Below are 7,828 nucleotides of genomic sequence, written 5' to 3'. Positions count from 1 at the left end.
AGTGCGGGGTTGCGATTGGGGCTTGACCTTGAGCCTCTAGCTGGGCGCGTAGTCGGCCTCAAAGACCGGGGTGAAGAGCGCCCCGGCCGAGCCCACGAGGGTGGCACCCAGCCCCTCAAGGTCAAGCCCCAATCGCCATGAGCGGGGTGCACCGCTACCCAGGCGGCAGAGGTTCACACGGCTCGCCTTCGGCATCGCGCCGCCAGGCTTCGTACGTGGTTGCCTTGCGAGTGCCGCGCCTGTTGGTACCGCGCGCCGGGCGTGCGTCGTGGTCGCCTTGCGTTGGCGAGTGCGGGTGACAGCGTGCGCTTTATCGCGTTGCCTGCCGTGGGACGCTTCGGCTGTGCCGCTCGTGTGGATCACCGGGGCGTCGGGGGCCGGGAAGTCTGCGGTCTGCTCGCTGCTCAAGAGCAAGGAAGAACTGGCGGTCGACGCCGACTGGGAGGGTTTCAACCGGTGGGTCGACCGGGTGAGCGGGGAGGTCGTCGCCGACCCGCCTGATCCTGTGCCGCAGGGGTGGCTCGACCGGTTCGGGTGGCGGATCAGCCGCGCTCGGGTCGAGGGGCTTGTCGAGGAGGCCGGGGAGCGGGATGCGTTCCTCTGCGGTTGTGTCGAGAACGAGGCGGAGGTGTGGGACCTCTTCGACCTGGTGGTGTGCCTGGTGATCGACGACTCGACGATGCTCGAGCGGTTGCGGACCCGTACTTCGAACTCCTTCGGCAAGCATCCGGAGGAGCTGGCGGCGGCGTTGGGGCACAACGTGCACGTGGAGGCCACTTATCGGGGGCTCGGTGCGGTGATCGTCGATGGCACGCGGCCCCTGGAGGAGGTCGTCGGTGCCGTGCTGGCGGCTACCAGGGCTCGTCGAACTCCCCGTCCTTCGCGCCCAGAACGAACGCGTCCCACTCCGCCATCGTGAAGGTGAGGACGGGTTCGAGCTGCTTGGAGTTGCGCATGGCGACGTACGTGGCGCCGTCGGTGTGCTCGATGAAGGCGATCTCGACGTGGCCGTCTTCCGGCTCCGGCTCCGGCGGGCGCTTCCACTGCGCGTTGCGGAGGTCGAGTTTGCCGCGCACGTGGGCCTTGTCGTCGTAGATCGGCGCACTATCCGTCATGCGGGAAAAGCTAGCGGAAAGGCCCGCGGAGCGTCACACACGCTCCACGGGCCTCCCTTGGAGAAAGCCTTCAAGAAGGTCAGGCGGTCTCGGTGATCGGGCGGTCCACCCACGACATCATGTCGCGCAGCTTCTTGCCCGTTGCCTCGATCGGGTGGTTCTCACCCTCCTGCTGCAGCTTCTTGTAGTTCGCGCGGCCGTTGTCGTCCTCGGCCACCCACTCGTTGGCGAACGTGCCGTCCTGGATCTCGCCCAGGATCTTCTTCATCTCTTCCTTCACCGAAGGAGTGATGACGCGCGGGCCGCGGGTCAGGTCGCCGAACTCCGCCGTGTCGGAGATCGAGTAGCGCATGCGGGCGATGCCGCCCTCGTACATGAGGTCGACGATCAGCTTGAGCTCGTGCAGGCACTCGAAGTACGCGACCTCGGGGGCGTAGCCCGCCTCGGTGAGGACCTCGAAGCCCGCCTGGACGAGCGCGGAGGCGCCACCGCAGAGGACGGCCTGCTCGCCGAAGAGGTCGGTCTCGGTCTCTTCCTTGAACGTCGTCTTGATGACGCCGGCGCGCGTGCCGCCGATGCCCTTGGCGTAGGACAGGGCGAGGGCCTGCGCGTTGCCGGAGGCGTCCTGCTCGACCGCGATGAGCGCCGGGACGCCCTTGCCGTCGACGAACTGGCGGCGGACCAGGTGGCCGGGGCCCTTCGGCGCGACCATGGCGACGTCCACACCGGACGGAACCGTGATGAGGCCGTAGCGGATGTTGAAGCCGTGGCCGAAGAAGATCGCGTCACCCTCGTTGAGGTTCGCGGCGATCTCGTTGGCGTAGATGTGGCGCTGCGCGGTGTCCGGCGCCAGGATCATGATCACGTCGGCCCACGCGGAGACCTCGGCCGGGGTGCCGACCTCGAGGCCCTCTTCTTCCGCCTTGGCGCGGGACTTGGAGCCCTCCTGCAGGCCGATGCGGACCTCGACGCCCGAGTCGCGCAGGGACAGCGCGTGGGCGTGGCCCTGGCTGCCGTAGCCGATCACGGCCACCTTGCGGCCCTGGATGATGCTCAGGTCGGCATCGTCGTCGTAGAAGATCTCGACGCTCACAGTAATTCCCTACTTTCTAGTTTCTATCGAACCGCGGTGGCGGTGATGGAACGAGCGCCACGGCCGATGGCGACCATGCCGGACTGGACGATCTCGCGAAGCCCGTAGGGCTCCAGCATGCGCAGCAACGCGTCGAGTTTTTCAGACGTGCCGGTGGCCTCGATGGTGACGGCCTCCGGGGAGACGTCGACGACCTTCGCGCGGAAGAGCTGAACGGTCTCGAGGACCTGCGACCGCACTGTCGCGTCCGCGCGAACCTTGATCAACACCAGCTGTCGCTGAACGGAAGCGCTCGGCTCCAGCTCCACGATCTTGATGACGTTGATGAGCTTGTTGAGCTGCTTGGTCACCTGCTCCAGCGGCAGCTCGTCGACCGACACCACGATCGTCATGCGCGAGATGTCGGGGTACTCGGTGCGGCCGACCGCGAGCGACTCGATGTTGAAGCCGCGGCGGGAGAACAGGCCGGCGACGCGTGCGAGCACACCGGGCTTGTCCTCGACCAAAACGCTCAGCGTGTGCCTGGTCATCACAGGTCCTCATCGAACAGGGGGCGGATGCCGCGGGCGGCCATGATCTCGGAGTTGCCGGTGCCCGCCGCGACCATGGGCCACACCTGGGCGTCCTTGCCGACGACGAAGTCGACGACGACCGGGCGGTCGTTGATCTCCAACGCCTTTCCGATCACCTCGTCCACCTCCTCGCGCGACTCGGCGCGCAGGCCCGCACAACCGAGGGCTTCCGCCAGAAGCTTGAAGTCTGGGATGCGGTGCTTGTGCGTCCCCAGATCCGTGTTGGAGTACCGCTCGCCGTAGAACAGCGTCTGCCACTGGCGGACCATGCCCAGGTTGCCGTTGTTGATCACGGCGATCTTGACCGGCAGGCCCTCGATGGCACAGGTGGCGAGCTCCTGGTTGGTCATCTGGAAGCAGCCGTCGCCGTCGATGGCCCACACCGTGCGGCCCGGCTCACCGGCCTTGATGCCCATCGCGGCGGGAACGGCGAAGCCCATCGTGCCGAGACCGCCGGAGTTGATCCACGTGCGCGGGTGCTCGTACTTGACGAACTGCGCGGCCCACATCTGGTGCTGGCCGACGCCCGCCGTGTAGATCGTGTCGGCCGGCGAGAGCTTGCCGATCCGCTCGATGACGTACTGCGGCGACAGCGTGCCGTCCTCCGGCCAGTCGTAGCCCAGCGGGAACGTCTCGCGGATCGAGTTCAGCGTCGCCCACCACGGCGCGAGGTCGACCTTCGTCGCCGTCTCGCGCTCGGTGCGCAGCGCGTCGATCAGCTCGGTGATGATCTCCTTGCAGTCGCCCACGATCGGGACGTCCGCGCGGCGGTTCTTGGAGATCTCGGCCGGGTCGATGTCCGCGTGGATGATCTTCGCGTCCGGCGCGAACGAGTTCAGCTGGCCGGTGACGCGGTCGTCGAAGCGGGCGCCCAGTGCGATGAGCAGGTCCGACTTCTGCATCGCCGCGACGGCCGCGACGGTGCCGTGCATGCCGGGCATGCCCATGTGCTGCTCGTGCGAGTCCGGGAACGCGCCGCGCGCCATCAGCGTCGTGACGACCGGAATGCCGCTCTCCTCGGCGAGGCGCAGCAGCTCGGCGTGGGCGTCCGCCTTGATCACGCCGCCGCCCACGTACAGAACGGGCTTGTGGGCGGCCACGATCAGCTTCGCGGCCTCGCGGACCTGCTTGCCGTGCGGCCGGGTCGTCGGCCGGTAACCGGGCAGGCGCATCTCGGGCGGCCACGAGAAGCTGGTCTGCTCCTGCAGCACGTCCTTCGGGATGTCGACGAGGACCGGGCCGGGTCGGCCGGTCGACGCGATGTGGAACGCCTCCGCGATCGCCCGCGGGATGTCCGCCGGGTCGGTCACGAGGACGTTGTGCTTGGTGATCGGCATCGTGATGCCGCAGATGTCCGCCTCCTGGAAGGCGTCCGTGCCGATGAGCGGCCGCGACTGCTGGCCGGTGATCGCGACGATGGGGACGGAGTCCATGTTCGCGTCCGCGATGGGGGTGACGAGGTTGGTCGCACCCGGTCCCGAGGTCGCCATGCAGACCCCGACCTTGCCGGTGGCCTGCGCGTATCCGGTCGCCGCGTGCCCTGCGCCCTGCTCGTGGCGGACGAGGATGTGCCGGACCTTCGTGGAGTCGAGCAGCGGGTCGTACGCGGGAAGGATCGTCCCGCCGGGAATGCCGAACACCACTTCACACCCGACCGCCTCAAGCGAGCGGACGAGGGACTGAGCCCCGGTCACTCGAATCGGCGCGCCAGTGGGCGGAGCCGGTTTGGGCCGCGGACCTGGACGTGGCGACGAGGGCTCGGAAGCCTGTCGCGATGGTGCGCTGGTCATTGGTTTGCCTCGTGGGTATCGGGGTCCGGACACGAAAAAACCCTCGACAACCCGAAGTTGGGTCGTGCGAGGGTCGCGCGTCGACGCAGGCTGTTCGGCTCAGGCGTCGACGCGCCTGAGAAGTACGAGAACGAGCGTGCGCTGCATGAAGCGGACGTTATCGCCTGGCGCAAGAGTGCGTCAACTCTGCGAGATGGAATTCCCGGATCGTGGACGTGGAACAATCGTCCGAGTGAAGAAGCTGGTCTTTCGCATCCCGGCAACGGCCCTGCTCGCAGCGGGTTTGATCGCCATCTGCGTCACCCCTGTGGCGTGGCTCGCTCCGGGACTGCAAGCGCTCTACGTTCTCCCGCTCGGCTACGCGTACTGGGTCGTCCGCAACCGCACGACCGTCACCGAGGACGAGCTCGTCGCCCGCGGTGTGTTCGGCACGACGACGCTGAAGTGGTCCGAGGTGAAGTCGATCCGGCTGGTCCAGAAGGGCTGGCTGCGGGCGGTCAGGGAGGACGCGTCCGAGGTGACGCTGCCCGCGGTGCGGTTCATGCACCTGCCGGCGCTGTCACTGGTCAGCGGTGGCCGCGTGCCCGACCCGACGGTCAAGGAAGAAGTCGTCGAGGAGGAAGTGGTTCCGGAGGAAGTCGCGGAAGAGGTCGTAGAGTCGGAGAAGTGATCAAACGAGTTCCGCTGCTGAGCCTGCTGCTGTCCGTCGCGGGCCTGCTGACCTCGGCTTATCTGACGTACACGCACTTCAACGCGAACGCGCTGCTGTGCTCGGCGGACGCGGTCATCGACTGCGAGACCGTGACCACGAGCGAGCAGTCGGAGCTCCTGGGCATCCCCGTGGCGTTCCTCGGCCTGGCCTTCTTCGCGTTCCTGACCGTGATCTGCCTCCCGTTCGCGTGGCGGATCGACGCACTGAAATGGGTGCGTCTCGGGGCGGTCGGCGCAGGCGTGCTGATGGTCGTCTACCTGGTGGCGGCCGAGTTCCTGGTCATCGGCAAGATCTGCCTGTGGTGCACCGTCGTGCACGTGATCACGCTCGCACTGGCCGCTCTGCTGGTCTCGGCGAGTCTGCGCACAAGTAACCTTTGAGGCACCGCTCCCAGACTGGTGGACGCCTCACCCCCGCGTCCCGCGCGCCTTTTTCTTGAACTGAATCTGGAGGAGCAGTGCCTCAGCTCCGCTCTCGCACCACCACGCACGGTCGCAACGCCGCAGGAGCCCGCGCCCTCTGGCGCGCGACCGGCATGACCGACAGCGACTTCGGCAAGCCGATCATCGCGATCGCCAACTCCTACACGCAGTTCGTGCCGGGCCACGTGCACCTGCGCGATCTCGGGGACATCGTGGCCGAGGCGGTGCGCGAGGCGGGCGGTGTCGCACGCGAGTTCCACACCATCGCCGTCGACGACGGCATCGCCATGGGCCACAGCGGGATGCTCTACTCGCTGCCCAGCCGCGAGATCATCGCCGACTCGGTCGAGTACATGGTCAACGCCCACCAGGCCGACGCGATCGTCTGCATCTCCAACTGCGACAAGATCACGCCCGGCATGCTCAACGCGGCGATGCGGCTCAACATCCCCGTCGTGTTCGTGTCCGGCGGCCCGATGGAGGCCGGCAAGGCCGTCGTCGTCGAGGGTGTCGCCGTCGCGCCGACGGACCTGATCACCGCGATCTCCGCGTCCGCGTCCCCCGCCGTGAGCGAGGACGGGCTGTCCGAGGTCGAGCGCTCCGCGTGCCCGACGTGCGGTTCGTGCTCCGGCATGTTCACCGCGAACTCCATGAACTGCCTCACCGAGGCCCTCGGCCTGTCGCTGCCGGGCAACGGTTCGACGCTGGCCACGCACGCCGCGCGCCGCGAGCTGTTCTCCGAGGCCGGTCGCGTGGTCGTGGAGCTGTGCCGTCGCTGGTACGGCGAGGACGACGAGACGGCGCTGCCGCGGACGATCGCGAACCGCAAGGCGTTCGAGAACGCGATGGCGCTCGACATGGCCATGGGCGGCTCGACGAACACAGTGCTGCACATCCTCGCCGCCGCGCAGGAGGGCGAGATCGACTTCACGCTGCAGGACATCGACGACCTGTCCCGCCGCGTGCCGTGCCTGTCGAAGGTGTCGCCGAACTCCGACTACCACATGGAGGACGTGCACCGGGCGGGCGGAATCCCCGCGCTGCTGGGCGAGCTCTACCGCGCCGGCCTGCTGAACGACGACGTCACGTCGGTGCACACGCCGACGCTCGCGGAGTGGCTCGGCAAGTGGGACATCCGCGCGGAGAACCCGTCCGCGGAGGCTTTGGAACTGTTCCACGCCGCTCCCGGTGGCGTGCGCACGACCGAGGCGTTCTCGACGTCGAACCGCTGGTCCTCTTTGGACACCGACGCGGCCGGCGGCTGCATCCGCGACGACGAGCACGCCTACACCCGTGACGGCGGCCTGAACGTGCTGCGCGGCAACCTGGCCGAGCGCGGCGCGATCATCAAGTCCGCGGGCATCGACGAGGAGCTGTGGCACTTCGAGGGCCCTGCGCGCGTCGTCGAGTCCCAGGAGCAGGCCGTCTCGGCGATCCTGAACAAGGAGATCCAGCCGGGCGAGGTCCTGGTCGTGCGGTACGAGGGCCCCTCGGGTGGTCCCGGCATGCAGGAGATGCTGCACCCGACCGCGTTCCTCAAGGGTTCCGGCCTGGGCAAGAAGTGCGCGCTGATCACGGACGGCCGGTTCTCCGGTGGTTCGTCGGGCCTGTCGATCGGCCACATCTCGCCGGAGGCGGCGGGCGGCGGCACGATCGGGCTCGTCCAGAACGGCGACCGGATCCTGATCGACGTGCACGAGCGTCGCCTGGAGCTGCTGGTGGACGCCGACGTGCTGGCCGAGCGCCGCGCCAAGATGGAGGCGTCCGAGCGTCCGTGGCAGCCGGTGGACCGGATCCGCCCGGTGACGGCGGCGTTGCGGGCCTACGCGCGGATGGCGACCGACGCGTCGACCGGTGCCGTGCGCAACCCGGACCTCTAGAGAACCAGTGCGAGCGCCATAGCGGCGCCGAAGACCAGCCAGCCCGTCAGCGGACCGCTGACGGGCTGGTTCGTTCTCTTGACCAGGACACCGCTGACGATGAGGCCCGCGAGCAGACCCAGTGGCGGTAGCAGGGATTTCGCGGTGAGACCGAACGGGAACGCCACCAGGTAGACGACCGGAATCCCGATCACCAGCAGGGCGATCTGGAGCACAGCTCCCGTCAGGTTCTTCCGCACGGGGC

Annotated in this window: 9 protein-coding genes; 4 read left to right on the top strand and 5 right to left on the bottom strand. The window is 68.0% G+C overall.

The features are described 5' to 3' along the window. Nucleotides 1-343: 343 nt before the first annotated feature. Nucleotides 344-919: a hypothetical protein gene (locus tag ACIQF0_RS47565; protein WP_401041597.1), complete on the top strand. Its 576-nt coding sequence runs from the start codon at nucleotides 344-346 to the stop codon at nucleotides 917-919. Here ACIQF0_RS47565 and ACIQF0_RS47560 read toward each other — a convergent pair. The 4 genes from ACIQF0_RS47560 to ACIQF0_RS47545 form a co-directional block, all read right to left on the bottom strand. Further along, a complete protein-coding gene (locus ACIQF0_RS47560) occupies nucleotides 852-1,115 on the bottom strand; it encodes a DUF397 domain-containing protein (RefSeq protein ID WP_089925599.1) in 264 nt (87 codons plus the stop codon). The genes ACIQF0_RS47565 and ACIQF0_RS47560 overlap by 68 nt on opposite strands. Before the next feature lie 79 nt (nucleotides 1,116-1,194). Beyond that, nucleotides 1,195-2,208, bottom strand: coding sequence for a ketol-acid reductoisomerase (gene ilvC, locus ACIQF0_RS47555; protein ID WP_360049109.1), 1,014 nt, complete (start codon nucleotides 2,206-2,208; stop codon nucleotides 1,195-1,197). Between the two features lie 23 nt (nucleotides 2,209-2,231). Beyond that, nucleotides 2,232-2,738: an acetolactate synthase small subunit gene (gene ilvN / locus ACIQF0_RS47550; protein WP_030479767.1), complete on the bottom strand. Its 507-nt coding sequence runs from the start codon at nucleotides 2,736-2,738 to the stop codon at nucleotides 2,232-2,234. Continuing rightward, complete coding sequence (locus ACIQF0_RS47545; protein ID WP_360049108.1) at nucleotides 2,738-4,570, bottom strand: acetolactate synthase large subunit; 1,833 nt, start codon at nucleotides 4,568-4,570, stop codon at nucleotides 2,738-2,740. The genes ilvN and ACIQF0_RS47545 overlap by 1 nt, the downstream gene beginning before the upstream one ends. 232 nt (nucleotides 4,571-4,802) lie before the next feature. Between ACIQF0_RS47545 and ACIQF0_RS47540 the strand changes: the two genes are divergently transcribed. From ACIQF0_RS47540 to ilvD, 3 genes are all read left to right on the top strand, one after another. Continuing rightward, nucleotides 4,803-5,240: a PH domain-containing protein gene (locus tag ACIQF0_RS47540; RefSeq protein ID WP_401041594.1), complete on the top strand. Its 438-nt coding sequence runs from the start codon at nucleotides 4,803-4,805 to the stop codon at nucleotides 5,238-5,240. After that, entirely contained in the window at nucleotides 5,237-5,662 is a 426-nt protein-coding gene (locus ACIQF0_RS47535) for a vitamin K epoxide reductase family protein (protein WP_401041593.1), read from the top strand. Before ACIQF0_RS47540 ends, ACIQF0_RS47535 begins: the two co-directional genes overlap by 4 nt. Before the next feature lie 77 nt (nucleotides 5,663-5,739). Continuing rightward, complete coding sequence (gene ilvD, locus ACIQF0_RS47530) at nucleotides 5,740-7,584, top strand: dihydroxy-acid dehydratase (protein WP_360049103.1); 1,845 nt, start codon at nucleotides 5,740-5,742, stop codon at nucleotides 7,582-7,584. On the opposite strand, the gene ACIQF0_RS47525 is transcribed toward ilvD, so the two are convergent. Next, nucleotides 7,581-7,823 carry a hypothetical protein gene (locus ACIQF0_RS47525; protein WP_401041591.1) on the bottom strand — a complete coding sequence of 81 codons (243 nt, stop codon included), beginning with the start codon at nucleotides 7,821-7,823 and terminating at the stop codon, nucleotides 7,581-7,583. The two genes, ilvD and ACIQF0_RS47525, sit on opposite strands and share 4 nt — an antisense overlap. Between the last annotated feature and the right edge of the window lie 5 nt (nucleotides 7,824-7,828).

The organism is Lentzea sp. NPDC092896 (genome assembly GCF_044754905.1).
GTDB lineage: Bacteria > Actinomycetota > Actinomycetes > Mycobacteriales > Pseudonocardiaceae > Lentzea.
Note: the sequence above shows the minus strand (reverse complement) of the source record. Positions and strands in the feature narration are given on the sequence as shown.